This window comes from Halomonas sp. JB37, assembly GCF_002332255.1.
Classification (GTDB): domain Bacteria; phylum Pseudomonadota; class Gammaproteobacteria; order Pseudomonadales; family Halomonadaceae; genus Vreelandella; species Vreelandella casei.
Map to the genome: position 1 here is coordinate 1,849,985 of NZ_NRGW01000001.1, position 25,795 is coordinate 1,875,779.

At 54.1% G+C, this 25,795-nt stretch carries 23 protein-coding genes; 10 read left to right on the forward strand and 13 right to left on the reverse strand.

The features are described 5' to 3' along the window. Window positions 1–32: 32 nt before the first annotated feature. Both CIK78_RS08550 and CIK78_RS08555 read right to left on the reverse strand, forming a co-directional pair. Window positions 33–2,081 (reverse strand): hypothetical protein, encoded by a 2,049-nt coding sequence (locus CIK78_RS08550; protein ID WP_096279090.1) that lies wholly within the window; start codon window positions 2,079–2,081, stop codon window positions 33–35. Window positions 2,082–2,111: 30 nt separating this feature from the next. Continuing rightward, window positions 2,112–3,335, reverse strand: a complete 1,224-nt coding sequence (locus tag CIK78_RS08555) for a carboxylate--amine ligase (RefSeq protein ID WP_096279092.1) — start codon at window positions 3,333–3,335, stop codon at window positions 2,112–2,114. Between the two features lie 191 nt (window positions 3,336–3,526). Between CIK78_RS08555 and CIK78_RS08560 the strand changes: the two genes are divergently transcribed. From CIK78_RS08560 to CIK78_RS08570, 3 genes are all read left to right on the forward strand, one after another. Continuing rightward, window positions 3,527–3,856, forward strand: coding sequence for a DUF1820 family protein (locus tag CIK78_RS08560; RefSeq protein ID WP_096279094.1), 330 nt, complete (start codon window positions 3,527–3,529; stop codon window positions 3,854–3,856). Between the two features lie 88 nt (window positions 3,857–3,944). Continuing rightward, on the forward strand, window positions 3,945–4,580 hold the full coding sequence (locus tag CIK78_RS08565) for a TIGR04211 family SH3 domain-containing protein (RefSeq protein ID WP_096279096.1): 636 nt from the start codon (window positions 3,945–3,947) through the stop codon (window positions 4,578–4,580). A gap of 51 nt (window positions 4,581–4,631) precedes the next feature. Beyond that, on the forward strand, window positions 4,632–5,264 hold the full coding sequence (locus CIK78_RS08570; protein WP_096279098.1) for a thiopurine S-methyltransferase: 633 nt from the start codon (window positions 4,632–4,634) through the stop codon (window positions 5,262–5,264). Between the two features lie 41 nt (window positions 5,265–5,305). Here CIK78_RS08570 and CIK78_RS08575 read toward each other — a convergent pair whose 3' ends face one another. The 5 genes from CIK78_RS08575 to cysP are packed head-to-tail and all read right to left on the reverse strand — an operon-like array spanning window position 5,306 to window position 9,769. Then, the gene (locus CIK78_RS08575) at window positions 5,306–5,899 is read right to left on the reverse strand and encodes a YajG family lipoprotein (RefSeq protein WP_096279100.1); all 594 of its coding nucleotides are present in this window, start codon (window positions 5,897–5,899) and stop codon (window positions 5,306–5,308) included. A gap of 60 nt (window positions 5,900–5,959) precedes the next feature. Continuing rightward, window positions 5,960–7,054 (reverse strand): TOBE-like domain-containing protein, encoded by a 1,095-nt coding sequence (locus CIK78_RS08580; protein WP_096279102.1) that lies wholly within the window; start codon window positions 7,052–7,054, stop codon window positions 5,960–5,962. Further along, on the reverse strand, window positions 7,051–7,878 hold the full coding sequence (cysW, locus tag CIK78_RS08585) for a sulfate ABC transporter permease subunit CysW (RefSeq protein WP_096279104.1): 828 nt from the start codon (window positions 7,876–7,878) through the stop codon (window positions 7,051–7,053). Before cysW ends, CIK78_RS08580 begins: the two co-directional genes overlap by 4 nt. Next, on the reverse strand, window positions 7,878–8,732 hold the full coding sequence (cysT, locus tag CIK78_RS08590) for a sulfate ABC transporter permease subunit CysT (RefSeq protein WP_096279106.1): 855 nt from the start codon (window positions 8,730–8,732) through the stop codon (window positions 7,878–7,880). The genes cysW and cysT overlap by 1 nt, the downstream gene beginning before the upstream one ends. Window positions 8,733–8,758: 26 nt before the next feature. Further along, a complete protein-coding gene (cysP, locus tag CIK78_RS08595; RefSeq protein ID WP_096279108.1) occupies window positions 8,759–9,769 on the reverse strand; it encodes a thiosulfate ABC transporter substrate-binding protein CysP in 1,011 nt (336 codons plus the stop codon). 246 nt (window positions 9,770–10,015) lie between these two features. Between cysP and rpe the strand changes: the two genes are divergently transcribed. Beyond that, complete coding sequence (gene rpe / locus CIK78_RS08600; protein WP_096279110.1) at window positions 10,016–10,711, forward strand: ribulose-phosphate 3-epimerase; 696 nt, start codon at window positions 10,016–10,018, stop codon at window positions 10,709–10,711. A 20-nt stretch (window positions 10,712–10,731) separates the two neighbouring features. Here the strand turns inward: rpe and CIK78_RS08605 are convergent, their stop codons facing one another. Beyond that, on the reverse strand, window positions 10,732–12,030 hold the full coding sequence (locus CIK78_RS08605) for an NAD(P)/FAD-dependent oxidoreductase (protein ID WP_096279112.1): 1,299 nt from the start codon (window positions 12,028–12,030) through the stop codon (window positions 10,732–10,734). Between the two features lie 133 nt (window positions 12,031–12,163). On the opposite strand from CIK78_RS08605, the gene CIK78_RS08610 reads away from it, so the two are divergent. Then, complete coding sequence (locus CIK78_RS08610) at window positions 12,164–12,889, forward strand: phosphoglycolate phosphatase (protein ID WP_096279114.1); 726 nt, start codon at window positions 12,164–12,166, stop codon at window positions 12,887–12,889. A gap of 2 nt (window positions 12,890–12,891) precedes the next feature. Then, entirely contained in the window at window positions 12,892–14,379 is a 1,488-nt protein-coding gene (gene trpE, locus CIK78_RS08615; RefSeq protein ID WP_096282324.1) for an anthranilate synthase component I, read from the forward strand. A gap of 11 nt (window positions 14,380–14,390) precedes the next feature. On the opposite strand, the gene CIK78_RS08620 is transcribed toward trpE, so the two are convergent. Continuing rightward, complete coding sequence (locus CIK78_RS08620; RefSeq protein ID WP_096279116.1) at window positions 14,391–15,305, reverse strand: zinc ABC transporter substrate-binding protein; 915 nt, start codon at window positions 15,303–15,305, stop codon at window positions 14,391–14,393. Between the two features lie 322 nt (window positions 15,306–15,627). Here CIK78_RS08620 and CIK78_RS08625 point away from each other — a divergent pair, with 322 nt between their 5' ends. Genes CIK78_RS08625 through trpC form a run of 3 tightly spaced genes read left to right on the forward strand, consistent with a single transcriptional unit; the run spans window position 15,628 to window position 18,133 of the window. Continuing rightward, entirely contained in the window at window positions 15,628–16,233 is a 606-nt protein-coding gene (locus CIK78_RS08625; protein WP_096279118.1) for an aminodeoxychorismate/anthranilate synthase component II, read from the forward strand. Between the two features lie 36 nt (window positions 16,234–16,269). Further along, entirely contained in the window at window positions 16,270–17,289 is a 1,020-nt protein-coding gene (gene trpD, locus CIK78_RS08630) for an anthranilate phosphoribosyltransferase (RefSeq protein WP_096282325.1), read from the forward strand. A 40-nt stretch (window positions 17,290–17,329) separates the two neighbouring features. Beyond that, window positions 17,330–18,133 carry an indole-3-glycerol phosphate synthase TrpC gene (trpC, locus tag CIK78_RS08635; RefSeq protein ID WP_096279120.1) on the forward strand — a complete coding sequence of 268 codons (804 nt, stop codon included), beginning with the start codon at window positions 17,330–17,332 and terminating at the stop codon, window positions 18,131–18,133. A gap of 31 nt (window positions 18,134–18,164) precedes the next feature. Here trpC and CIK78_RS08640 read toward each other — a convergent pair whose 3' ends face one another. The 3 genes from CIK78_RS08640 to CIK78_RS08650 all read right to left on the reverse strand — a co-directional run bounded on the left by CIK78_RS08640 (window position 18,165) and on the right by CIK78_RS08650 (window position 23,432). After that, the gene (locus tag CIK78_RS08640; protein WP_096279123.1) at window positions 18,165–21,305 is read right to left on the reverse strand and encodes an FAD-binding and (Fe-S)-binding domain-containing protein; all 3,141 of its coding nucleotides are present in this window, start codon (window positions 21,303–21,305) and stop codon (window positions 18,165–18,167) included. A gap of 113 nt (window positions 21,306–21,418) precedes the next feature. Beyond that, window positions 21,419–22,009 (reverse strand): DUF4202 domain-containing protein, encoded by a 591-nt coding sequence (locus CIK78_RS08645; RefSeq protein ID WP_096279125.1) that lies wholly within the window; start codon window positions 22,007–22,009, stop codon window positions 21,419–21,421. A gap of 169 nt (window positions 22,010–22,178) precedes the next feature. Further along, window positions 22,179–23,432, reverse strand: coding sequence for a dicarboxylate/amino acid:cation symporter (locus CIK78_RS08650; protein WP_096279127.1), 1,254 nt, complete (start codon window positions 23,430–23,432; stop codon window positions 22,179–22,181). A gap of 227 nt (window positions 23,433–23,659) precedes the next feature. Here CIK78_RS08650 and serS point away from each other — a divergent pair, with 227 nt between their 5' ends. Continuing rightward, on the forward strand, window positions 23,660–24,937 hold the full coding sequence (gene serS / locus CIK78_RS08655) for a serine--tRNA ligase (protein ID WP_096279129.1): 1,278 nt from the start codon (window positions 23,660–23,662) through the stop codon (window positions 24,935–24,937). Here serS and CIK78_RS08660 read toward each other — a convergent pair. Further along, the gene (locus CIK78_RS08660; protein ID WP_096279131.1) at window positions 24,882–25,736 is read right to left on the reverse strand and encodes an SIMPL domain-containing protein; all 855 of its coding nucleotides are present in this window, start codon (window positions 25,734–25,736) and stop codon (window positions 24,882–24,884) included. The genes serS and CIK78_RS08660 overlap by 56 nt on opposite strands. Window positions 25,737–25,795: the final 59 nt, after the last annotated feature.

Here is a 25,795-nt window from a genome sequence, read left to right on the forward strand (position 1 = left end):
GGGTGTCGTTAAGCAGCTTGGTTATCCCATGCCTAGGGTGCATTGGGGGCTAAAGATGCATTTGGTCCAGCATCTGCCTGGAGTTCGGTAGGCGGCAAGCGCGCAGCGCCCCAGCTACGGTGTAGGTAGTGTTTGACGCTTTCAAGCTCCTCGCTCGTCACAGAGACTATTTCACCACGCTCTAGAGGATCATAGTGATAAATATACAGCCGCGAGACGAAGCGCTCAAAAGGTAGCGATGCTTCGCCAAAGCGCTCACCGTTGCCAGACGTACTGACGAGAACGCCGTTACCCCAGTCCTGCCCACTGTCATTGTTGGGGTTATAGAAATAAATCCGCATGACGTCTGAAGGATCGAGAGACGCACGCAATATAGTAATCGCATGCCAGCCGATGAAGCGCGCTGCGCTATCGGTAATGGCAATACCCGCAGGCTGCGGATGAATCAGCGGCTGATTGCCATTGTAATAAGGATGATAGCAGGCGTAGAAATGGCGCACGAAATCATCCACATCGATTAGCTGGCCCGTCGCTACATCGACATTAATACGAAAACCACGCCCCGACCACCAGCCGTGGAACTCAGGGTTTACCCAGCGGTGAGGGTCGCCTTCTCGGCCAATGCAACGACGACCCATTTCTGCATAGATACGATCCAGGTGGGGCACCACAATCAGCGACACCGGATCGAGATCCATCGGTAGCTCAGTGGCAACGCCAGACAGGCTTTCCATTGATGAGATGGCCTGCCCCTCAAAATGCATAATGATTTCGTCATCGCGTGCTGCCCACGCCACCATCTGTAGCAAATAGTCGGGGTCGTTATAGGCCCACATCGAAAGTGCGCGGGCAGATTGGCAGGTGGGGTTATTACCCTGGCCAACCCCCAGCGGCAATCCCAGCATGCACAGCACGCCTTCAATGAGACGCGCTCGAGGAGAAACGCTGTCGCCGTAAGCGATGTTAAGCCGAGACTGCGCCCACTCAGATAGCGGCAAGTTCAGCTGGCGCCACATTGCTGGCGCGACCGGCGGCTGGTAAAGAATGCCTCGCTCCAACATTAACGCAAGCCCATAGACCGCCTGCGCCGTAGCAGGATAAACGCCGCCACGAATCAGCGCCTGGACCAGTTCGCGGTAACACAACAGGCAGTCGCGGCCGGTAGATGAAAGGCCCAGTGCTTCAGAAAGCAAGTGGTCGCCTTCTTCCAGCAAATGTCTGAGCAGCACGGTATGGTAAGGCGATACTAGCCCGGTATCATGCATCGCTCGGGCAAAGCCGGTGGATTCAGCCTGTAAAGCGGCTTGATCCATGTGTTCAAGTCGTTCGCGATAAACGTCGACACCGGGATCTTCGCGACAGGTTTGGGTGGTGCCATAGAGAGAACTGACCAGCCGATCGGCGCCTTGGCCGCTAATGCCAAGATCAATCGCAGGATTAGCCTGGCACAGTGCAATCTGGGTAATCATCTGTTTGATCGAATCAACTTGGATCGGACGCTGCTTCAAAATGCGCCAAATCTCTTCAATCAGTTGATCAATGATGTGTTCGTAGCCAATTCTGTCGGCTAAATGCTGGAAAAGCTGGCGGGGAATAGTGGCCAGCCGGCCTTGGGTTTCGCGCTCCGCTTCGCTCGGTGCCAAAAAAAGCAGCCACAGATTAATGGCCATGACTTGCGTCAGATAATGGTGGGCATTCTCTTTGGAAATGAGCGAATGCTCGACATCGCCCTTGGCCACAGCGAGGAGCCTGAGTTCGCTTAATGCCTCAATCACGAGGACATTGGCATCCGCGCTTTTTAGCGCGAAGGTTGTCAGCGTAGGCACTAAATATTGAGGTGTTTCCCAATCCGAGCCTAAGAATATGCCAGCATCCTCATACGCTTTCGCGCGAGATTCTAGCGCATCACAACCGCCATCCTGTAGTAGCACGCGCCGCGCAGTGTCGAGTACGCGCGGCAGCTTAGCGGGCTTTGAGAACGCGGGCGCCTGCGTAAGCAGGCGCACAGCATCATCAAATTTGCTCAATAGTGCACTGAGCTTACTATCTTCCTGAGAAGACGCGAGTTGATCTGTCTTCACGGTGACTCCTTATCCCAGCATTAGCAGGGATTATACATAGAAGTCGAGATCTTCTTGGCGTTTTAGCAGATCGCGAATCGTATGCGCGTCCTCGCCTTTAAAGTAGATCAGACCCCAATGGGTACCAAACGCGGTGCGCTTGGTCACGGTTTCTTCTACCGGTGAGGTTAACTCATGAGACTCAAAGTACGGGTGATCTTCCGTTTCTTCCGGGATTTCCAGGCGGCTGACCACTCGGCGACGTGGGTAAACGCCAAAGCAACCGGCAAAGCCATTGGCATCGACCACTTCTTTTGGGAAGAAGTTTGCCACTTCTTCTTTGCTGCTTTTCGGGTCAAATACCAGCATAGAGGCTTGGTAGGCATTGAAGCCGTAAACCCGCTCAAGCAGTTCAAATACTTTGAAGCCCGGCGGACGGTAGGCAACCTCGCCAAAGTACATTTCACCGTCGCTAGTGACAAAGTATTCCGGATGGATCAAGCCAAACTCAATATCAAAGGCTTTGATAAGCTTTTCGATTTGTTGAGTAATTTGTTCTCGGTATTTTTCAAGCTCTGGAGACGCGGGCACAAACACTGAATAGCCCAATGTTACGTATTCAGAGATGTTCAGGAAGGCGATTTTACCATCATGAATCCACGCTTCGACAGCAAATTCCCAGCCGTCCAGGTGTGATTCCATCAGCACCGGGAACTCTTCGTCGGGGATGGTATCTACTTCATCCGGCGTACGAATAACACGGTGGCCTAGGCACCCCGCTTTATCAAAGGCCTTGAGGTGAATCGGGTCGTTGGGGTCACCATCTAGCTTAAGCAGCGTTTGGTTAACCCGCTTGAGAAAGCGCACAACGTCTTCTTTGTCGTGGGCTTCTTCAAAGATACCTACGCGGATGCCGCCTAGCTGTGCACGGCGCTTCATGAGTGCCTTATCGCGGAGCAGTAGCGACTGACCGTAAATGCGCGGATTATCAAGCAGCAAAGAGTTGATAGCGCCCGCCCACTCAACGGTTTCTTCGTAGAGCGGAATGGCAACATCAACGCCTTTTTCTTTGAGTGTCTCGGCAATCTCAATGGAGCGATCATTGAGGCGTTCAAAGTTCCAGGGCACGTAGGGAATATTGTGTTGTTGGCAATACTCTTCAGCCCAATCAGGTGCAACGACAATGTAGCGACGGTCAAAATTTTCGGCCGCTTCAATCGCATTGAGGCTCCAGCCTAACAGGGCGATATAGCCCTTATTTGGATCCTTTTGCATGTTGATGGCTCCTACTTGGTTAACGAACAGAATTACCAAACTACGTGCATCACCATACACGAAGGCAGCTAGGCTCGGCTAATGGGGCGCGCTAAACCATTAACGCTGGGATAGCTAAAGGCGTAGAGGGGTGTCTATGGTAAGCTAGGCGGTTCAACTTCATGTACAAGTGGCAAGAGGAATAGGCCAAGATGGCGGCCAAGCCGATCTACCGTGTAGTGGTTCACCAGCAGGGTGAAATATGGGATTTATACGTCAGAGAAATCTTTCAAAGCGAACTCTGGGGCTTTATTGAAGTCGAGGAGTTTGTCTTTGACGATGCTAGCCGTGTAGTGGTTGATCCTACGACTGAGAAGCTACAGCGAACTTTCGAGGGCGTTAAGCGAAGTTATCTGCCGTTGAATGCTATTGTTCGCATCGATGAAGTAGAGCGCGAAGGCCCTTTGAAAGCAGTCAAAACCGATGCGCGGGTAGCAGAGTTCCCCCGTCCCTTTCCGTTGCCACCGCGCGGAGAAGGTTAAGCGTATAAGATAAGCGCACCGCTAAGTTAAGCGATAAGCGCTGTTGGCTTCGTCCGCCTCGCAGCGTTTTTAACTAGGACATGATGTCATGCACGTAAATAAAATTCGTATTCATTATTACGCCGCTGCGGCCGGTGTTTTGCTCAGTGTGGCGAGTATTAATGCTACTGCCCAGTCTGATAATCAGGCGTGGGTAACCGATGAGCTTAGCACCTACGTGCGTAGCGGTCCGACCGATGGCTACCGCATTATTGGTACGCTTAATGCCGGTGAGCAGGTCGATGTGCTGGAGACCAGCGGCAATTACACGCGGGTTCGCAACGGTGATGGCAATGCGGTTTGGGTGTTGAGCGATGAGCTTCAGCAAACCCCTAGTGCGGTCGAACAGTTGCCCGCGTTAGAGTCGCAGGTAGAAGAATTAACCGCTGAACTCGATGGCATTAATGACACCTGGGAGCAGCGAGTTTCTTCAATGACTGAAACGCTAGACGTGCGTGAGCGTAGGATTGCGGAGCTTGAAGCCAGCAATCAAGAGCTCGATAGCCAATCAGAAACGTCTCGCCAGCAGGTAAGGGGGCTTCAGGCCCGCTTAGAAACGCAGGAAGAAGACCTTCTGATGCGCTACTTTATGTATGGCGGCGGTGTGGCGGGCGCGGGCTTGCTGGTGGGCCTGATTGTTCCACACTTGCCGCGTCGGCGTAAAAAGCGTGACCGCTGGTTCTAATTCGCTACGGATAAGCGTTTGAGTGATCACAAGCAGCAAGGCGGCTAGATAATGAGCGAGCAATGGCGCAAGCGCTGGCAGGAAGGGCGTATTGGTTTTCATCTGCAGCAAGCGCATCCGGCGTTGCTGCGTCATTGGGCCTCGCTGGATGTTGATGTCGACACTAAAGTGCTGGTGCCGCTGTGTGGTAAGAGTGTCGATATGCGCTGGTTGGCCGATATAGGCCATTCAGTGCTGGGTATTGAGTTTGCGCCCGAGGCTATCGAACAGTTTTTGCTACAGCGCAGCACTGCGGTATCACGCTATAGCCAGGCGGGTTTTACCGTTTCCCGGCAAGGCAGCGTCGAACTATGGTGTGGCGACTTCTTTCATCTGCACATTCAACAGGCTGCTGAGATTGGGGCGTTTTATGATCGCGCTTCGCTGATTGCACTGCCGCCAGCGACGCGTCAGCGCTATGCGTTTCATCTTGCTCAATTGGTGCCGCCAGGTGCCAAAGGCCTGTTGATTAGTTTGTCACACAGCGAAGAGGGGGCTGGGCCACCCTACAGTGTGCCGGCCAGCGAGATTGAAAACCTGTTCAAAGCTAACTTCACGCTAACGTTTTTGGAGGAAGGTAGCCCGGATGAGCGTGGTCGAACAGAAAGTATATGGGCGCTAGAACGACGCGGGCCACGCCTATAGCGGCGTGGCCCGTATCAATAACGCTAGGCAAGACAAGCAGATTAGCGAGCCAGCAGTCGACCTAACTCAGGGTCGCTAAAGGCACGATTCATTCCATCACTGAGTAGATCGCTCAGCATGCGCGCATTGCTGTCGGCGTCAGGCTTAAGCGCGTATCCCTGGGTGCGGCGTGATGTATAGGTACCGGTGTAGGTGGTACCCTTATTTTTCGCGATAGCGCGAAATACGCCTTCCAGACGCGCTTCATCGACTAACGGCTGGCCGCTCTCGCCTCGGGCGTAGTTCAGGTTGGCCAGTTCTAGCGTTAGGCTTGGGCGCCCGTTGGCCGGCTCGGTGGTCGGGCTAAAGCCCATGTCACGCACGGCGCGCTCGGCCTCTTCCTGCAAACGCGGAATCAGCTCGTGGCTACTAACCGTAATCTGCGCCGTCGACATATTGCCGCCGGCGCGATTGCCGATAATGTCGCTGTCGCGTCCATCCTGAGCAATCACCGTGACCTGTTGGCCTGAGCCAGTTTGCGGCACATCGGCGTTGCGCTCAGGGCTGAGCTGCAAATATTGCGGGCTAGCACAGCCAGCTAGCCATGCACTGGCAAGCAGTACACCTGACATGCGTATAAATTGACGCCGAAGCATGGTCTTCCTCCACGGTGGCTAAAATACCAGTATAACGCGCCCTGAGCGTTGGTGGTATGCTCAAGCTAGGTGTGTTTGTGCCGCTGTATTCAACGCCACCTTAGGGAAGCGTCGCCAGTGGCGCGGATGGGCGAATAAGCGCTGCCCGCGGCGCAATGCCAAGTGCTCAAAGTCAGTATGACGCACGGTGGCCAGCCATGGTTGGGCTAGCCAATCTGCCTCTAGCTCTACGCGCACTTCAGCCCCGACGGGCGAAATCGCAGTGATGGTGACCGGCAGGTGGCTTTCTGATGTGGGCTGCTCGGTTAGGCGCACTTCGTGGGGTCGTAGCAGTAGTTCCTCATGTCCATCCGGCAGGTCAACGTGCCAATAGGCGTCGCCGCAGGTTAATACGCCATTGCTGACGTTACCTTCTAGGTGATTGACGTCGCCCAGGAACTCAAACACAAAGCGATTCTTGGGGGCGCGGTAAAGCTCATCAGGCGTATCAATCTGCTCGATACGGCCGTTGCTCATGACCACGACGCGGTCAGACAACTCCAACGCTTCTTCCTGATCGTGGGTCACAAATACGCTGGTGAAGTTGAGTTCATCGTGTAAATGGCGCAGCCAGCGACGAAGCTCTTGGCGTACCTTGGCGTCAAGGGCGCCAAACGGCTCATCCAATAGCAGCACCTCAGGCTCGACCGCCAGGGCGCGAGCCAGCGAAACGCGCTGCTGCTGACCACCTGAAAGCTGCGCAGGGTAGCGATTTGCTAGATGCTCCAATTTGACCATTTCCAGCAATCTAAACGCCCGGGCGCGAATCTCGCCGCTGCTAGGGCGGCGTTTGCGCGGCAGAACAGTAAGCCCAAATGCGACGTTGTCATACACGCTCATATGGCGAAACAGCGCATAGTGCTGAAACACGAAGCCGATGCGCCGATCGCGCACATGTACATTCGTCACGTCGCGGTCGCCAAACAAAATTTTACCCGGCTGTGCAGAATGATCGGCATTTTCCAAGCCCGCAATAATGCGCAGCAAGGTGGTTTTGCCTGACCCTGATGGTCCCAGCAGGCCGACCAGTTCGCCTTCATGAATATCTAAATTGATAGGTTCTAGGGCCTGGGTGCTGCCGAAATGCTTGGCAATATTATGTAAACGGATGCTCATGCAAATGCCTCCCGGCGCGATGCGCGCCATTCCAGCCCAGCCTTGGCCGCGAGCGTGAGTAGGGCAATGAATGCGAGTAACGCTGCGCAGGCAAATGCGCCCACGGCGTTGTAATCCTGATAGAGCTGCTCAAGATGCAGTGGCAGGGTATTCGTTTTGCCACGAATAGCGCCTGAGACCACGGAGACGGCCCCAAATTCGCCGACTGCACGGGCGTTGGTAAGAATGACGCCGTAAAGCAGCGCCCAGCGAATATTGGGTAGTGTGACGCGGCGAAAGGTGGTCCAACCTGAAGCACCAAGCGTGACGGCCGCCTCTTCTTCACGAGAGCCCTGCGCCTGCATGAGTGGAATAAGCTCTCGGGCAACGAACGGGCAGGTGACAAAAATGGTCACCATCAAAATGCCGGGCCACGCGAACATCAATTGAATGTCGTGAGTATCGAGCCAGCTACCGATCCAACCGTTGCGGCCATAAAGCAGCAGATAAATAAGCCCGGCGACCACTGGCGATACTGCAAAGGGAATGTCGATTAACGTTTGCAGAATGCGCCGCCCAGGAAAGCTGAACCGAGTGACCAGCCAGGCCAGCGCAACCCCAAACACTAGGCAGACTGGAATGGTTAACAGCGCAATCATCAGAGTGAGGCCAATCGCATGCAAGGTGAAGGTGTTACCGACATTCGCCCAGAACACCATCACGCCTTGCGAAAACGCCTGGGCAAAAATGGCAATCAGTGGCAATAGCAAAAAAAGCGCTGATAGTAGTAGGGCTGCACCCACTAGCAGGCGCCGGATAAGTGGCGAATCCCCAATTCGACGCATTACCCTTTACCTCCGTGCAGGCGGCGCACAAAACGGCCCTGCCAAATATTAATAGCCAGCAGCAGGGCCAGCGATACAAATAGCACCACTGACGCAATCGCTGATGCGCCTGCGTAATCATATTCTTGCAGTTTGACGAAGATCATCAGCGCGGTGATTTCTGTTTCGTAAGGCATATTGCCAGCGATAAAGATAATGGCACCGAACTCGCCTAGCGAGCGCACAAAAGCGAGCCCCGTGCCGGTGACTAACGCAGGCCAAAGGTGGGGCATGATGACGCGACGAAAGGCGACCGCATCGGTTGCACCCAGCGACATAGCAGCTTCATCGACTTCAATGGGCAGATCTTCCAGCACTGGCTGTACGGTACGAACAACAAACGGAATACTGGTAAATGCCATGGCGAGCGCAATGCCTACCCAGGTGTAGGCGACTTGAAAGCCCAGTGGCTCGAGTAATCGGCCCATCCAACCGCTGCTGGCGTAAAGCGTGGCCAGCGTAATGCCGGCAACGGCCGTCGGTAGCGCAAAGGGCAGATCCATCAGCGCGTCTAGTAAGCGCTTGCCGGGAAACTCATAGCGCACCAGCACCCATGCTAGTAACAGCCCAAACACGGCGTTAATCAGCGCCGCCACTGCAGCTGCGCCAATGGTGACCATGTAGCTTGCCACCACGCGACCTTCCGTAATGATGGCCCAGTACTCGGCAAGGCTAAGCTTCGCTAACTGGCCGAACAGACCGGTAATCGGTAGCATTAGCACCAGCGATATAAACAGCACGCTGATACCCATAGACAGGCCAAAGCCCGGCAGCACGCGTGTGCTACCGGTTCGCCAAGATGCGAGTTGACTCATAGTTGAGGCTTACTCATAGAGAGTTATTAGCGACGCTGTAATTGGTCAAGAATGCCACCACTACCAAAGTGAGTGCCCATAACGTCATCCCAGCTACCAAACACGTCTTCTACTTTTAATAACTCAATTTCTGGGAATTGATCAGCGAATTCTTCTACCACGGTCTCGTTATGCACGCGGTAGTTGAAGCCCGCTAGCAGGCGCTGAGCCTCTTCAGTGTAAAGATAGTCCAAGTAGCTTTGCGCTAAGTCGCTGTTGCCATTACGCTCGGCGTTCTCTTCTACCACGGCGACAGGAAATTCAGCTAAAACGCTGATCGGCGGTACGATCACTTCGTAATCGTCGCTGCCATATTCACGCCGAATATTGTTGACCTCAGACTCGAAGCTAATTAGCACATCGCCAATGTCGCGTTCGATAAAGCTAGTGGTTGCGCCACGACCGCCGGTATCAAATACGGCGACATTGGCTAAGAACGTGCGCATGAAATCTTCAATCTGTTCTTCATCGCCATCAAACTCTTTATCGGCAAACCCCCATGCCGCTAAATAAGTGTAGCGACCATTGCCGGACGTTTTGGGGTTCGGAAAGACCATTGATACATCTTCTTTTACCAAATCGTCCCAGCTTTCAATCCCTTTTGGATTGCCTTTGCGGACCAGGAAAGCCGTCGTTGAGTAATAGGGTGACGCATTGTTTTCGAAGGCCTGCTGCCAATCTTCTGCAACGAGCCCGGCATCCGCGAGCACCTGAACATCGGTTACTTGGTTAAATGTGACCACATCGGCGCGTAAACCTTGCAGAATGGCACGAGCCTGGGCAGAAGAGCCGCCGTGCGACTGGCTAATCTCAATTTCTTCGCCGTGCTCTTCTTGCCACTTCGCTTGAAACTCTGGATTGATGGCGGCAAACAGTTCTCGAGCCACATCGAACGATGAGTTAAGCAGTTCACGCTCTTGCGCTGCCGCAGCACCACTCACGGTAACGCCTAGCGCGATGGCAATCAGGCTGCGGCTGAAAATGGTTGGCATTGACATGGACAAACTCCTTCGAGCGGTAGGCGCTTAGCAGCGCAATATTGGCAAGATTAAATCTATCAATGTGGAATTACAATCATGCTTTATATTCTATTTAAGAATATATGCTTGGCGGCCTATGCTGCTGCTTAGTAAGTGGCTTGGGTTTGGCTCTGGTAAGATAGGTCGCTGGCTATGCTTTCTTGCCTGTGCCCACAGGCATTCGGGAGCTAATCTCGTCTACTGATTAATAAGCAGGATTGGAATATGACCGCTGCGCAGGATTTTTTAATTGCCCCTTCTATTTTATCGGCTAATTTTGCCCGGCTGGGTGAGGAAGTGGATAACGTACTGGCTGCCGGTGCGGATGTGGTTCACTTTGACGTGATGGACAATCACTACGTGCCCAATCTGACCATTGGGCCCATGGTGTGTAAAGCGCTGCGTAAGCACGGCGTGACGGCGCCTATTGATGTGCATTTAATGGTCAAGCCGGTCGATCGTATGATTAATGATTTTATCGAAGCGGGTGCCAGCTACATTACCTTTCATCCGGAAGCTTCTGAGCACGTGGACCGCTCGCTGCAGCTAATCCGCGACGGTGGATGTAAAGCTGGCCTGGTATTTAATCCTGCCACGCCGCTTTCCTACCTCGATTACGTGATGGATAAAGTCGATATGGTGCTGCTAATGAGCGTCAATCCAGGCTTTGGTGGCCAGTCCTTTATCCCTGGAACGCTGGATAAGCTGCGCGAAGCGCGGGCGCGCATCGATGCCTCTCCTTATGCTATGCGTTTGGAGATCGATGGTGGTGTGAAGGTAGGCAACATTGCCGATATTGCCGCCGCCGGCGCCGATACCTTTGTTGCCGGATCAGCTATCTTCAGTGCTCACCAGGCCAGCGATCCGCACGGCTACAATACGGTTATCAAACAGCTGCGCGCAGCGCTGGCAAAGGCGTAATCGACAAAATAGCGGGGTGTTTAGTGCAGCTTCATGCGCGGTTTTAAATAGCGATTGAGTTTGTCTACTAGCCAAGACAGTCCTGTTTTCGGCGCCCCGTGAATAGACAGCTGGTGCATGCGGTACAGCGAGGCGTATGCCTGACGAGCCAGCCAGCCTTCTAAAAACAATCCTTTGGAGGCTGAGCTGCGCATTAAATTGCCCACCGCGTCGTAGCGCGCAAGTGATACCAGCGAGCCATGGTCACGGTAGCGGAAGTCAGCAAGCGGCTTGCCCGCTAAGTGATTGGCCAGATTTTTGGCAAGTAGCGTTGCCTGCTGGTGGGCCGCCTGTGCACGGGGTGGCACGGTACCGCTTTCACCCATCGGGCAGCTTGCGCAGTCGCCCAGAGCAAAGATTCTCTCGTCATCGACGCTTTGTAACGTGGTGGCTACGTTGATTTGGTTTTTAGTGTTGGTCGTTAATCCTAGCTCCGCCAGGAAGGGCGGTGCTTTGATGCCGGCTGCCCACACATTGATATCCGTTTCGATCACTTCGCCGTCATTGGTTACCAGCTGGTGCGCCTGGGCTTCTTTAATGGCGGTGTTGGTGTGAACGGTCACCCCCATGCTTTCAAGCTCAGTTTTAACCGTCTGGCTGATTCGCTCAGCAAGGCCTGGCAGCAAGCGCGGCGCCGCTTCCAATAAGTGAACGCTGATTGTCTGATGATCTAATGACGTGACGCCGTAGGCATTCAACATGCGCGAGGCATCAAACAGCTCCGCTGCGAGTTCAACCCCGGTGGCGCCACCGCCGACGATGCCGATGGTTAGCTGAGTATGCTGGCGCAGCGTCGGGTCGGTGTAGCGCAAAAAGGTGTTGATCATGTCGCGCTGGAAGGCTTTAGCCTGCTGCGGCGAATCGATAAAGTGGCAGTGCTCAGCAACGCCGGGGGTGCCGAAGTCGTTTGAAATGCTGCCCAGCGCCATCACTAAATAGTCATACGAGAGCTCCCTGGCGGGCAATACTTCAAGGCCGTGCTCATCCTGAATCGGCGCTAGCTGCAGCCGTCGTTCCTCTCGGTTTATGCCCGTTAATGAGCCCCGTTGATAGCGATAAAAATGGGCAGACGAATGCCCGCGATAGTCCACCTCGTCCATGCTGGAATTAAGCACGCCGGTAGCCAGCTCATGGAGCAGCGGCTTCCAAACATGTGTGGTATCGCGATCTAGCAACACAATTTCTGCGCGTTTTCGCTTACCTAAGGTACGTCCTAAGCGTGTGGCGAGGGCTAAGCCGCCCGCGCCGCCGCCGACAATCACAATGGTGGGAGTGGTCATTATTACCTCCATGGCTAAATTAGCCATAGCATAGAAGTTTCTTCAGCTTCTGACTAATGCGAAAGTTGGCCTAGAGCGGGTAAGATGGGTGGCTAACGAAAGATTTTTCAGCAGCGAATGAAGTGAGAGGGCAATCAAGGTGCATTCAATACGACACTCGGCATTACATTCAGTGCTACAGGGCAAGCGACTGATTGCGTTCGACCTGGATGGCACGTTGATTGATTCCGTGCCGGATCTTGCTGTCGCTGTCATGCTTACCTTGCGTGAGTTAGGGCTGCGTGAACCGAGTGAAGACCAGGTGCGCAACTGGGTGGGTAACGGGGCGCCTGTATTAGTGCAGCGAGCTTTGGCCTGGGCGCGGGAAGAGGCGGCAGAGCCAGCGCTTGAAACGTGCGCGTATGAGGCTTTTATGAAGCATTATGGCGCCGCGCCCAATGCCCTCACGACGCTTTATCCGGGAGTTGTCCAAACGCTCCAGGCGCTGCATCAGCACGGCATGACACTGGTATTAATCACTAATAAGCCTGAGCGCTTTATTGAACCGCTACTCAACCATTTCAAGCTAATCGATTATTTCACGCTTTGGATTGGCGGTGATTCGCTGGCAGAAAAGAAACCCCACCCGTTGCCGCTGCTGCACGCTGCTGATAGGTGTCAAACATCCCCTTCTGAGTGTGTGATGGTTGGCGACTCGCGCCATGATGTGGCTGCTGGTAAAGCAGCGGGCTTTACGACGCTTGCGCTGCCCTATGGTTATAATCATGGCGAGCCGATTGAACACAGTCACCCCGATCTGATAGTCAGTTCGCTAACCGAATTGCTGATGACTGCACCCCATGCGACAAGGACCGCTTAATGATGACCCCGGAACGTTTTCAAGAGCTTAGCCAGGCAGGCTACAACCGAATCCCTGTTTCGCGTGATGTGCTGGCAGATTTAGATACGCCGCTATCGACCTATTTAAAGCTCGCCAATACGCCCTGGACGTTCTTATTTGAGTCCGTGCAGGGTGGTGAAAAGTGGGGCCGCTACTCCATGATTGGGCTGCCTAGCCATGAGCGTATCGAAGTACGTGGTTTTACGGTGCACCATATTAAAGAGGGTGAAGCCGCTGGGGTCACTGAAGTGGACGATCCCCTCGCGTGGATTGAAACATTCCAGAGTCGTTTCAAAGTCCCCAAATTAGATGATCAGCCGCGTTTCGACGGCGGGCTAGTCGGTTACTTTGGCTACGACACTATTCGCTATATCGAACCGCGCCTGCGCGGCGGCGCAGATAAGCCTGACCCGCTGAACGTGCCAGATATTCTGCTCATGGTGTGCAATGACTTTGTGGTATTCGACAATCTTTCCGGTCGACTAACGATCTGGACCCACGTTGATCCTGCCAAGCCAGATGCCTTAGAGCGCGCTCAAGCGCATTTGAAACATGTTGAGATCCGCCTGCGCGAAGCGCACATCAGCCCCAACAATGCCGGCAGCGACCGACAGCCCGTGCAGGAGAGTGACTTTAACTCAGGCTTTACCGAAGACGGCTTTAAAGCCGCTGTTGATAAAATCAAAGAGTACGTGCTGGCAGGGGACATCATGCAGTGCGTGCCTTCCCAGCGTATGTCGATTCCTTATCAGGCATCACCGCTCGATCTATATCGCGCGCTGCGCAGCCTGAATCCATCGCCCTACATGTTTTTCTTTAACTTGGGCGATCATCACGTAGTGGGCTCGTCACCGGAAATCCTAACCCGGATGGAAGACGGTGAGGTGACCGTACGACCGATTGCCGGTACTCGCAAGCGTGGCAAAAATGAGGAAGAGGACGATGCTTTAGAAGCAGAGCTACTGGCGGACCCTAAAGAACTCGCAGAACACCTCATGCTGATTGATCTAGGGCGCAATGACGTCGGTAGAATTTGCCAAACCGGTAGCGTTGAAGTCACCGACCAGATGGTTGTAGAACGTTATTCTCACGTGATGCATATCGTTTCCAACGTGACCGGACAGCTGAAGCCGGGCCTGACGGCGATGGACGCGCTGCGTGCCACTTTCCCCGCTGGCACGGTTTCCGGGGCGCCTAAAATTCGCGCATTAGAAATTATCGATGAGGTTGAGCCGGTTAAACGGGGTATTTATTCCGGAGCGGTAGGATATTTGTCTTGGCATGGCAATATGGATACTGCGATCGCCATCCGTACCGCGGTGATTAAAGACGGCCAGCTGCATGTTCAGGCCGGGGCGGGCATTGTGGCTGACTCAGTTCCTGAAATGGAGTGGCAGGAGACGCTTAATAAGGGACGCGCGATTTTCAGTGCAGTGGCCATGGCTGAGCGTGGTTTAGACAACCTTTAACCCTGGGCCGATTACTCGGCCGTTGCGCCTCCTAACGCGGTATGCAGCACTTCCGCATTGTGGCGCAGCATGGCTGAGTAGTTAGCTGCCGGGCCATCGGTATTGCTTAGTGCATCGACGTACAAGGGGCCTGCTAGAGGGAGTGATGTTTCGCGTGACAAGGCATCCATGTGTATCTGCGAGGTGGTGCTCTCGTAGAACAGCGCTAAGGGACGTTTTTCGGCAAGATACTCGCTCATCTTAGCCATCGCCAGCGCGCTGCCTTGAGTCTCATGATTCACTCCCCATACCCCAAACGCCTGAAATGCGTAAGCGCGTGCAAAGTAGCCAAAGCCCGCCTCACTAGTAACCAGCGTGCGATTAATCTGCGGAATCCCATCAAGGCGCTCTTTCACCGCCTGATCAATGATCGAGAGCGCTTTCTTTGCTTCTTCGGCGCGCGCATAAAACGCATCGGCCTGGTCGGGCAGATGTTCGGCCAGCACGTCAGCAATGACATCAATGTAGGCGGCAGCGCCTTGAGGGTCCATCCACATATGGGGGTCTGGCTCGCCTTTATGCAGCCCGGTAGAGATCGTTATCGGCGCGTAATCCGCTTGAGCGGCTACCTCTATTAACGTGAGACGGTCACCTGACATCGCCTCAACATGGTGCATCCAGGGCTCTAACCCCAGTCCGTTATAAAACACGATATCGATATCTTCCATATCGAGCACGTTGGGCGGCGTTAGCTCCCAGCGGTGAACATCTTCTTCTGCAGGTACAATCACGTTGACGCTAACCGTATCACCGGCGACTCGTTTAACCAGATCTTGCATGACAGAAAACGAGGCAATAACGCTTATTGTGGGGTTGGCATAGGCTGGCGCAGCGCTTAACACCGCAGCGCATAAGAGCGCACTCATCCAGGTAACCCGCTTTAACATCCCACGCTCCTAACGAACTTGAAGAACGAACTTGAAAAACCAACTTAAAAACTAGCGAAAAAAGATGGCAGATAATAAAGACTGCGGTGGCCCGTTGCCAGTTCCAATGCAGCGGCCTATGTAGAGAGAAAGGAGCCATTAGTCTGAAAAATGGTCCATTCCTAAGCATAGCGTGCATTATACTGAACGGAACGGTTTATTCTTTTCAAGCACTGTTGATGAAGGGCCACACTTAACCCCTGCAAGGAAGTGCTTGGTTGCGGTATCATCGAGTCCAACGTTTTTATTAGCAGTTTCATAAGGCGAGGGAGTAAGCGGGGCAATGGCGAAAGGACAGTCAGTGCAAAAAGTCTTAATGATCGATAATTACGATAGCTTCACGTTTAACATCGTGCAGTATTTGGGAGAGCTGGGTGCTGAAGTGATCACCCATCGTAATGACGAAATCAGCATTGAGCAGATTGAAGCGCTGGCGCCTACGCACCTAGTGGTGTCGCCCGGCCCCTGTACGCCCAATGAAGCAGGTATTTCCATGGCGGCGATTGAACACTTTGCCGGCAAGCTGCCTATTTTAGGCGTTTGCCTTGGTCATCAGGCCATTGGCCAAGTCTATGGCGGTAAAGTGGTTCGTGCCCCGCAGGTTATGCACGGCAAAACGTCAGACGTATGGCACGATAATCACGGCGTTTTTGAAGGGCTGGAGAACCCCGTGCAAGTGACTCGCTATCATTCTTTGGTGGTCGATAAAACGAGCCTACCCGATTGTTTAGAAGTGACTGCCTGGACAGGCGATGATGATGTCACGCCGGATTTAGTCATGGGGCTGCGCCATCGTGAACTGGATATCGAGGGGGTACAGTTTCACCCCGAATCGATTCTTACCCGCCAAGGTCATGAGCTGTTGGCCAATTTTTTAAAACGCGGCTGATTGCCGGTTTCACACGCTTTAGAGGCCCCTCTGCTCATGCAAATGCGCGATGCGATTAATGCGGTAATGCGCCGCGAAAACCTCTCTTTCGACACCATGCATGCTTTGATGCGCCAAATCATGACCGGCGATGCCAGCGATGCGCAAATTGGCGCCTTGCTGATGGGGTTAGCCATGAAAGGCGAAAGCGCGCTAGAGATTAGCGCCGCTGCCCAGGTAATGCGCGAGCTAATGAAACGCGTCGAGCTGAACGTTGATAACGTGGTAGATATAGTGGGGACTGGCGGCGATGGTGCTAATTTGTTTAACGTTTCGACCGCTGCTAGCTTTGTCGCCGCCGCAGCGGGTGCTCATGTGGCCAAACACGGTAACCGCAGCGTCTCATCATCGTCTGGCAGTGCTGATCTGTTCGACGTGGCGGGCATTTATCTTGATCTTAAGTCCCAGCAGGTAGCGCGCTGCATCGAGCAGGTGGGGGTAGGCTTTATGTTCGCGCCTAACCATCATCCGGCTATGCGTTACGCTATTGGGCCTCGCCGCGAGATGGGCGTTCGCACGTTGTTTAATATTTTAGGTCCGTTAACGAACCCCGCCGGTGCGCCTAATCAGGTACTAGGCGTTTACGCTCCGGAGCTTGTGCCGCTAATGGCCGAAGTGCTTAAAACGCTGGGCAGCCGACACGTTATGGTGGTGCATTCAGAAGATGGCTTGGATGAGATTTCGCTGGCGAGCCCCACTCTGATTGCGGAGCTCAAAGGTGGCGAGATTAGCCAATATACGGTGACACCCGAAGAACTGGGCATTGAGCGTCAGAGCCTTGCCACGCTTAAAGCTAACAATGCAGAAGATAGCCTGCGCTTAGTTAAAGCAGCCTTGGCCGGTGAGGGCGCCGCTGCAGATATTGTCGCGCTGAACGCCGGTGCAGCGCTTTATTGTTCTGGGGTGGCGGACACGTTAAAAGAAGGCGTAATGGTGGCCCAGGATGCACAAGCGTCCAAACTGCCGCTTGAGAAGCTTAAAGAGCTTTCGCACTTTACCAGCGTTTTTAAGCCGTAGGCTCTTAAACAAGATAAGCTTTAAACACGAAGAGATCACCATGACTCAACAGGCAACGCCGACTATTTTAACGCGCATTCTGGCCCGTAAAGACCAAGAGGTAGCTGAGCGCCGTCAAGCAGTTTCAGAACAGGATCTGCTAGCGCTAGGTGAGCAGCAAAGCGCACCGCGCGGTTTTATTAACGCTCTCAATGCGCGCATTGCGACAGGCGACCCGGCCATTATCGCTGAGGTGAAAAAAGCCTCGCCCTCAAAAGGCGTGATTCGTGAAGAATTTCATCCTTCGGATATTGCTAAAAGCTATGCGCAGGCGGGTGCAGCATGCCTTTCCGTGCTCACCGATGCTGATTTTTTCCAGGGCCATGAAGACTATCTGATTGCCGCTCGTGATGTCTGCTCACTGCCGGTGATTCGCAAAGACTTTATTACTCACGGCTATCAGGTGTCAGAGGCTCGCTCAATTGGTGCAGACTGCATTTTGCTGATTGTTGCTGCGTTAGATGATAGTCAGCTACGCGATCTGCATCAGCAGGCCAACCAGCTAGAGATGGATGTGCTGGTGGAAGTGCATGATGCCGATGAGCTGGCGCGCGCCCTGGCGCTCGACCTGAAACTGATAGGCATTAATAATCGCAATTTGCATACGTTTGAAACTAGCCTGAACACCACGCTTGATCTGCTATCGCGGATTCCTGAGCATGTCACGGTGATCACCGAATCGGGTATTCATACCCGCGATGACGTTAAGCTAATGCGTGATCATAGCGTTAACGGCTTCTTGGTCGGTGAGGCTTTTATGCGTGCAAGTGACCCAGGCCTGGCGCTGAAGACTCTTTTCTTTTGAGTTTCAGCGCCGAGCCTTGGCTATCGATCCGTTAAGCACTGCGTAACAGCGTAAGCAGCGCTTGAAGCGGGTGACGCAAGGTTTGGTTGGAATAGCGTTTTACCTGGCTACGACAGGAGTAGCCGGTCGCTAACAGCCTGCCTGTATTGTGCTGTTCTTCCACCTGCGGCTGCCAAGACTGTGCATAAATGACCTTTGAGGTCGCCACGTTTCGGGTTTCATGACCATAGGTGCCGGACATACCGCAGCAGCCGGTGGCCATCAATTCAAGCTCTAAACCAAACGCCGCGAACACCTGCTGCCAGGCCTTGGGGCTGGTCGGCGCATTGGTTTTCTCGGTGCAGTGAGATAGCAGCTTAAAGCCCGGGTCGGTGAGCGTTAGCTGGTTAGGCGCCAAGGTGTTAAGGCGGGTCACTAGCCACTCTTGGAGCATCATTACGTCAGGCGCTGCTTGATCTCCAAACGTTTTCACATACTCTTGACGGTACGTCAGGGTCATCGCTGGATCAATGCCAACCATCGGAATGTCAAAGCGTGCCAATGTGCGCAGCCGTTTGGCCTGTCTGGCTGCGGTACGCTCAAAGGCACCCAAAAATCCCTGCACATGAAGGGGTTTTCCGTTCGCAGAGAAGGGCATTACGAATACCCGTAGATCAAGCCGCGAGAGTAGCTCAACGATATCCATGACCAATGTGGCTTCAAAATGGGTGGTAAAGGCATCTTGAACAATGATCACGCTGTTGGCGCGCTGCTGCTCGGTGAGGATGGCAAGCGCTGCGGGCGTTGCTTCGGGCACTCCCCAGGCCCGTAGCTGCTTTTTAACGCTTGACGGTGAAAGCGCTGGCGAATCGCTAATGCCCAGCTGTTGGCCCATCAGCTTTTCGATCCAGCGCTGTCCGATCACGGCGTTATACAGCGGAGCGGCTTTGGCCAGAGAGGGCAGCATGAATTCGGTGCCGCCGATGACATAGTCGCGCAACGGGCGCAGATAGCGGCCGTGATAAACTTCTAAAAACTGCGAGCGGAACTGGGGAACATTGACCTTAATCGGGCACTGTCCTGCGCACGATTTACAGGCCAAGCAGCCTGCCATGGCATCGTAAACTTCATGAGAGTAGTCGTGATGTTGTTTGCGGCTTAGGCTATTGGCCATCCGGCGCGGAAAGCTTTTGATAAATCCCCAGCCGCCTTCGGCCTTTTTCTTGCGTGACTCTTCCACGACGTCAATGCCCGCCTGGGACTGTAAGCGCAGCCATTCGCGAATCAAGCTGGCGCGGCCTTTAGGCGAGTGACGGCGATCCCGAGTGGCCTTCCAGGAAGGGCACATAGGATCGTCAACGTCGTAGTTATAGCAGGCGCCATTGCCGTTGCAGTATACCGCGGCGTCATAGGCCTGCCATGCTCGCTCATCGATGGTGCGGTCAAGCTGGCCACGCGTCGTCACGCCATCAATGGTCAGCAGCTCTGGGTCACGCTCGCGGGCAATTAGCTGGCTAGGCTCACGCGCGGCCGTTGCCTCCACGTCTTCAGACGCCGTGGACTGCGGCGTCGCGATTTTGCCCGGATTGAGCTGGTTGTAAGGATCAAACGCAGTTTTTACACGCTGAAGGCTAGGGTAGAGCTCGCCAAAGAACTTAGGCGAGTACTCTGAGCGCACGCCCTTGCCGTGTTCACCCCATAGCAGGCCGCCATATTTTTGGGTAAGAGCGGCTACTTCGTCGGAGACGGCGCGAATCAGCGTTTCCTGCTCCGGGTCCTTCATGTCGATGGCGGGGCGCACGTGAAGTACGCCTGCATCCACATGGCCGAACATGCCATAGGTGAGATTGCGGGCATCCAGCGCGGCACGAAATTCGGCGATAAAGTCAGCCAAATGTTCTGGCGGCACGGCGGTGTCTTCCACGAACGGAATCGGCCGTTTTTCACCTTGGACGTTGCCCAGCAGTCCCACCGAGCGTTTGCGCATGCCGTAAACTTTCTGAATCTGGGCGCGTCCTTCTGCCAGGGTAAAGCCTAGCCTTTCTACCGTTGGATCTTGGCTTAGATAGTCGGTAAATAACCGTACGCGGTCGGCGAGAGTTTTCTCATCATCGTCGTTGAATTCAATCAGATTAATGCCGCGAATCGGCATGCTGCCGGTGGCAGGGAAAAACTCGGCCACGCTATCCCAAACAAAGTCCTCCATGGCGAGCTGGAGCACTTTATCATCGACCGTTTCAATCGAAGTGGGCTGTGCGGCACTCGCCATCAGTGCTTTAGCATCCCGCAGGGCATCCATAAAGCTTGTATAGCGCACGTTGACCAGGGTGGAGTGCTTGGGAATCGGCAGCACGTTCAGCACCGCTTCGTTTAGAAAGCCCAGCGAACCTTCCGAGCCGCATAGCAGGCTGTTGAGATTGAGTTGGCCTTCGTCATCGCGCAGGTGGGCCAGGTCGTAGCCAGTTAAGCAGCGATTGAGAGGCGGAAATTTTGCCTCTATCAAATCACGCTGCTGGTCGATAATCGCGGCGGCGGTGGTATGCACGCGGCCTAAAACACCTTCTTTTTGGCGTTCGCTGTGCTCTTCGTCCGAGTTCAGCGGGCGGCTATGCAGGTGCTGGCCGCCGAGTAAGACCGTATCCAGTTGCAATACGTGATGGCGGGTTTTACCGTATTCGCAGCTGCCCTGGCCGCTGGCATCCGTTGAAATCATACCGCCGATGGTGGCGCGGTTGGAGGTCGAAAGCTCCGGGGCGAAAAACAGCCCGTAAGATTTTAAAGCGGCATTGAGCTGGTCTTTTACCACCCCGGCCTGTACGCGCACCCGGCGGTTCTCAGTATCTATTTCAAGGATCTTATTCATGTGGCGAGAGACATCGACCACAATGCCGTCGGTCAGTGACTGGCCGTTAGTGCCGGTGCCGCCCCCACGTGGTGTCAATACAACGCCTCGATGAGTTGTTTGTGCGGCGAGTTTGGCTAGGCGCTCTAGATCTTCGGCATGCTTGGGGTAAACCGCTGCCTGGGGCAGGCGCTGGTAAATAGAGTTGTCGGTTGCCAATACCGTGCGGTGAGCGTAATCAGGGGCAATGTCGCCTTCAAAGCCGCGTGTTTTGAGAGCTTCGAGAAAACGTACATAGGCGTTACCTAAACGCTCAAACGGAGCGGAACGCGTGTCCAGGGGTGCAATCATAGGTGATTAAGCCGTCAGTGCCGGGGGTGCAATAAAGGAAGTCGGCTACTTTACCGCAGCGGCTGCCTAGCTGCATCTTAACGTGATGATTTACCCAATTTCTTGCAGGCATCTTATTCGGCACTCAATGCTTCTTTGACCAGTGCTAACGAGGCGTCTGACATAGGCAGCGTTAAGGCCAGTGCGTGGGCACGGGGCGACATTTTTCGCCAAGTCTTTTGCACAATACGCACCATATGCTCGTGCTCAATCTTGCGTGAGAAATCTGCAAAGTAATTCTCTAGAAAAACGAGGCAGGCACAGTCTTCTAATGCCTGCACATCGGCATCGCGTCCCAGGCCTTTTTTGCCAATAATGGTAGCGACTCGCTCGGCGTCTTCGGCTGAAAAGCCTGTATCGTGCATTAGCTGGGCGGTAGTGTCTCCAGCACGAATACCTTGGTCGCGGCGCCAGGTGAGGTAGCCCACACGTCCTTCGGGGTACTGCTCGCGCGGTACTAGCCAGCGTTGCAGGTGCTGAGCACGTATTGCTAGGCGCAGTACTTTATCAGGAGCGTCGTGTACGCGATCTAACCAGCCACTCATACGCTGAGCATAGGCCAGTTCCTGCGGTGTTGACGTGCCATCCGCTAGAATGCTGGTGCGGGGGTCTTGCGCATGCAGTGCATCAATGGCGGCGAGCGTTTGATCAAAAGCAGTCGGCATAGCAGCGGTGCTCGGCTAAGAGAATGGTTAAATTGAATAACGTCTAAATTGGATAGGGATTAGGTTGCCGCGAAACAGCGCCAATCGCAACGGCAGAGTGGGAAAAGCTTGAATCCGCCGCCTGCTGCAAAGCGCAGCAGGCGGACGTTTTGATGAATAACGGCCCGTGTTAGGTCTGGCGGGCGTTATAGACGGTTTCGTTGAGCTCACCTTCGCTCTTACCTACTAGGGTTGTTACCATTAAATCACCGGCGACATTGACACTGGTGCGCGCCATATCAAGAATGCGGTCAATCCCCGCGACGACCGCGATCGCTTCTAGCGGCAGGCCAACCTGTGCCATGACAATCGAGAGCATAATTAAGCCAGCACCCGGTACGCCCGCGGTGCCAATCGAGGCCAGCGTGCCGGTGGCAACAATCATACCGTAGTCCATCATGCTCAAATCAGTACCGGTCATCTGGGCGATAAACAGCACCACCACGCCTTGGTAAAGCGCTGTGCCATCCATATTGATGGTGGCGCCTACCGGTAGCACAAACCCCGAAACACCTTCGGAAACGCCAAGGTTTTTCTGCGCACAGCGGATAGATATGGGCAGGCTGCCGGCAGAAGAGGCGGACGAAAATGCCACCACAATAGCGTCCAGGCTACCCTGCAAGTAACGCATGGGGTTTAAGCGCCCAATCAGATAGATAAAGCCGGAGTAGATCAGCAAAACGTGGAGGATGCTGGCGAGATACGCGACGCCAATCAGCTTGGCCAGCGGCAGCAGTATCTCTAAGCCGTATTGGCCCGAGACGTGCGCGATCAAGCCAAATACGCCAAAGGGTGCAAAGGCCATCACAATACCCGTGAGCTTGTACATGGCTTCGGCGAAGCTGTCGAACACCTTCATCACCGGCTCGCCTTTATCGCCAATGAGCGTCAGTGAAATACCCAGGCCAATGGCAAACACAATGATCTGCATAATGTTGCCGTTGGCCAGGGCGTCCAGCGGATTGCGTGGCAATAAATCAACCAGAATAGAGATCAGCGACGGGGCTTCGTTTGCAGCAATTTCGCTATCGAAGCTTAAGTTGACGCCTACCCCCGGCTGCAGCAAAGTAGACAACAGCATACCGATGCTGATGGCAAAGGCCGTGGTGATCAAATAGAGCGTAATCGTCCGGGCACCAATGCGACCCATTTTCTGCGGGTCGCGCATCGAGGTAATGCCCACCACCAGCGTAGAAAACACCAGCGGCACAATCAGCATCATAATCGCGTTGATAAAAATATCGCCGAGTGGCTTAAATACGCTAGCGGTCTCGCCCAGCATAGCCCCCGCTAGAATGCCTAGCGCTAAGCCGGCCAAGATCTTTTTCCATAAGGCTATTCTTCGCCACCAGGCAAATTTTCCTTGCTGTGTTGTTTCTGGCACTGCCCACCTCCTATCAAAGTGTAAAGGCCTATCCTTAGGTGATTCGCCAGTCGAATCGCCGGGCACTTTATCACTTTTGGGAAATGATGGGGCGCGGACGTGGAGCTAAACACGAGCCTGATGCTACCAGTCATGGCTCCTTGCCGCGCTTTTGCCTACAATAGGCGCCTTTATGCACGCGCGTTGGCGCGATGCTCTTATTATTTTCAGGCCAAGGGACAGGATTCATGCTCGATCCGAAACTGCTGCGCGGTGATCTTGACACGGTTGCTCAACAACTGGCCCGCCGGGGCTTTGTGCTTGATAAAGCGGGACTGCAGGCGTTGGAGTCGCGCCGCCGCGAGCTGCAAACGCAAACCGAGCAGCTGCAAAACGAGCGCAATATGCGCTCCAAAACGATTGGTAAAGCGAAGGCTAACGGCGAAGATATTCAGCCGCTTCTGGATGAGGTCAGCGATTTAGGTGATCGCCTCGATAATGCCAAGAAAGAATTGGCCGAGGTGCAGGCAGAGTGGGAAGATGCTATTAGCGGTATTCCCAACCTTCCCCACGAAAGCGTGCCGGAAGGCAAAAACGAAGACGATAACGTTGAGCTACACCGCTGGGGTACGCCCCGCGAATTTGATTTTACCGTTTTAGACCACGTTGATTTGGGCAGGCAGTCGGGTTATCTCGATTTTGAACTGGCGGCTAAAATTACCGGTGCTCGCTTTGCCGTGATGCGTGGGCCTATCGCGCGGCTGCACCGTGCGTTAGCGCAGTTTATGCTGGATACCCAAACGGAGCAGCACGGTTACGAAGAGTGCTATGTGCCGTATATGGTGAACCGCGATTCGCTAATGGGGACCGGCCAGCTGCCTAAGTTTGGCGAAGACCTGTTTAAGCTGGATGATGAGCGCGGGTATCATTTGATTCCTACCTCAGAAGTACCGCTGACGAACTTTGTTCGCGATGAGATCGTCGAGCAGGCGGCACTACCGATGAAGCTTACGGCGCATACGCCGTGTTTTCGTGCCGAAGCAGGCTCGCACGGTCGCGATACTCGCGGCATGATCCGTCAGCATCAATTCGATAAAGTTGAAATGGTTCAGATTGTAGAACCTGAGAACAGCTATACGGCACTTGAAGAGATGCGTGGCCACGCTGAGGCTATCTTACAGGCGCTAGCATTGCCGTATCGTGTGGTAACGCTGTGCACCGGGGACATGGGGTTTGGTGCGACGAAAACCTACGATTTAGAGGTGTGGCTGCCGAGTCAGGAAACGTATCGGGAGATTTCTTCGATCTCAAACTGCGAGGATTTTCAGGCGCGTCGCATGCAGGCACGTTATCGCCACCCAGACTCGAAGAAGCCGCAGTTACTACATACGTTGAACGGTTCAGGGTTGGCAGTAGGGCGCTGCCTGCTGGCGGTGCTTGAAAACCACCAGCAGGCGGATGGCTCGGTAATTATTCCTGAGCCGCTACGTCGCTACCTTGGCGGTTTGGAACGTCTGGCCCTTTAAGCGCCCACTCAACGCTAACGCCGGCATCAATACGGATGGTGCCGGGGCTGTAGTCACTGGCGCCGCCGGATTGGCTAGCATCGGCAGAAGCACTTTCAGCACGCATCATCATGCGCGGTTGGAAAATCGGTGACTGGGTTTCTTCAATGCGCTGCACGTGGTCAAGTTCGGCATCTAAGCTACCTGCCATTAGGTTCGCTTTATGCTGAGCTTTTTCAAGGGCTTTAACCAACGCTTCGTCAGTGGCTGAGTCGCGGTCCTGTAAATCGAACTGAACGCCATCTAGCGCGTTGACGCCAGCAGCGATCAGTGCGTCTAACACTTCGCTTAACTGATCTAGGTCCGTTAGCTCAACGGTGACCGGGCGTTCAAGGCGAGTGCGCTGCAAGGTTTCATGCTCGCCGTCTTCGTTACGCTGCCCTTGAACGTGCTCGGGATAGACATTTAATGAGCCTGCATTGATAGCGCTGCGTTCGAGGCCGGTCGCTTCCATCTGCTCAATTAATTCGCGGGCGCGGGTCTCTAAGCGCTCACGTGCATCGGTTAGTGCGCTACTATCACTTTCTTCTAGAGTGGAAAGCGCGGGAGTATTTTCCCATAGTCGAGCATTAAGCGTCGCTTTGTCAGGTTCTACCTCAACCCATGACTGTGCCTGCACATGCAGGCTGGGTGGGGCTTGGTGAGGGGGCGATGCTTGAGCAAGAGGTACGCTAAGCAGTGCCACTAGAGCACCGCCTAGCAGGCTGTAACGCAGCCGATTAGAAGCAAATCGTTGAGTTCGTAGTGATGTCGCTATCATATGAAATGTCCTTGCTGTCGGTAGGCTAATGTTAATTATCGTCAAGGCTTGGAAACGCA

Coding starts and splice junctions, on each gene's coding strand:
- CIK78_RS08555 (WP_096279092.1), bottom strand. CDS start 3,335: ATGCAAAAGGATCCAAATAAGGGCTATATCGCCCTGTTAGGCTGGAGC.
- CIK78_RS08560 (WP_096279094.1), top strand. CDS start 3,527: ATGGCGGCCAAGCCGATCTACCGTGTAGTGGTTCACCAGCAGGGTGAA.
- CIK78_RS08565 (WP_096279096.1), top strand. CDS start 3,945: ATGCACGTAAATAAAATTCGTATTCATTATTACGCCGCTGCGGCCGGT.
- CIK78_RS08570 (WP_096279098.1), top strand. CDS start 4,632: ATGAGCGAGCAATGGCGCAAGCGCTGGCAGGAAGGGCGTATTGGTTTT.
- CIK78_RS08575 (WP_096279100.1), bottom strand. CDS start 5,899: ATGCTTCGGCGTCAATTTATACGCATGTCAGGTGTACTGCTTGCCAGT.
- CIK78_RS08580 (WP_096279102.1), bottom strand. CDS start 7,054: ATGAGCATCCGTTTACATAATATTGCCAAGCATTTCGGCAGCACCCAG.
- cysW (WP_096279104.1), bottom strand. CDS start 7,878: ATGCGTCGAATTGGGGATTCGCCACTTATCCGGCGCCTGCTAGTGGGT.
- cysT (WP_096279106.1), bottom strand. CDS start 8,732: ATGAGTCAACTCGCATCTTGGCGAACCGGTAGCACACGCGTGCTGCCG.
- cysP (WP_096279108.1), bottom strand. CDS start 9,769: ATGTCAATGCCAACCATTTTCAGCCGCAGCCTGATTGCCATCGCGCTA.
- rpe (WP_096279110.1), top strand. CDS start 10,016: ATGACCGCTGCGCAGGATTTTTTAATTGCCCCTTCTATTTTATCGGCT.
- CIK78_RS08605 (WP_096279112.1), bottom strand. CDS start 12,030: ATGACCACTCCCACCATTGTGATTGTCGGCGGCGGCGCGGGCGGCTTA.
- trpE (WP_096282324.1), top strand. CDS start 12,892: ATGACCCCGGAACGTTTTCAAGAGCTTAGCCAGGCAGGCTACAACCGA.
- CIK78_RS08620 (WP_096279116.1), bottom strand. CDS start 15,305: ATGTTAAAGCGGGTTACCTGGATGAGTGCGCTCTTATGCGCTGCGGTG.
- CIK78_RS08625 (WP_096279118.1), top strand. CDS start 15,628: ATGGCGAAAGGACAGTCAGTGCAAAAAGTCTTAATGATCGATAATTAC.
- trpD (WP_096282325.1), top strand. CDS start 16,270: ATGCAAATGCGCGATGCGATTAATGCGGTAATGCGCCGCGAAAACCTC.
- trpC (WP_096279120.1), top strand. CDS start 17,330: ATGACTCAACAGGCAACGCCGACTATTTTAACGCGCATTCTGGCCCGT.
- CIK78_RS08640 (WP_096279123.1), bottom strand. CDS start 21,305: ATGATTGCACCCCTGGACACGCGTTCCGCTCCGTTTGAGCGTTTAGGT.
- CIK78_RS08645 (WP_096279125.1), bottom strand. CDS start 22,009: ATGCCGACTGCTTTTGATCAAACGCTCGCCGCCATTGATGCACTGCAT.
- serS (WP_096279129.1), top strand. CDS start 23,660: ATGCTCGATCCGAAACTGCTGCGCGGTGATCTTGACACGGTTGCTCAA.
- CIK78_RS08660 (WP_096279131.1), bottom strand. CDS start 25,736: ATGATAGCGACATCACTACGAACTCAACGATTTGCTTCTAATCGGCTG.